1 pseudogene is annotated in these 478 nt (G+C 41.4%); it reads right to left on the bottom strand.

Features of this window, described 5'->3' with window-relative positions:
• Positions 1–162, bottom strand: a pseudogene (locus DNK34_RS25300) (hypothetical protein); the annotation flags it as partial.
• Positions 163–478 lie beyond the last annotated feature (316 nt).

Consider the following 478-nt stretch of genomic DNA (forward strand, 5'->3'; position numbering starts at 1 on the left):
CTCCAGCACCTCTTGTTTTTTGTGTGTTCTGAAGCAGTCCTTAAATCTATCCCATACCCCCATGTATAGCGCTTCTTCTTTATCAGGACTCATCAAACGGGCTAGCCGTGAATGATTAATTTCATAGTTATGACGATTACCAAAACTTAACGTAACTGGCATAATAACTCCCTTGATTATTTACCGCGAAAGCAAGATCCAATCCGTTGCTCTCATTTTTTGATTAAAACCACACTCTATTTAAGAGATTGAATCAGCCTGGGTTTAGAAATGACATCAGATTTACACCTGATTGCGCGTTGAATGCGACGCCAGGCGCTGGACAGCGCATAACGTTCTTTGGACACATCTGAATTATGTTGAGAATTATTTTCGTTCTGACCACAACAAAACGGCGCCAACCATTCGAAAAAAGAGGCGGATCATAAACAGCAAAACCAGGACGCTATGGATGATACACTTACAGTATGTATTGCGG

Source organism: Phytopseudomonas dryadis (genome assembly GCF_004327355.1).
Lineage (GTDB): Bacteria > Pseudomonadota > Gammaproteobacteria > Pseudomonadales > Pseudomonadaceae > Aquipseudomonas > Aquipseudomonas dryadis.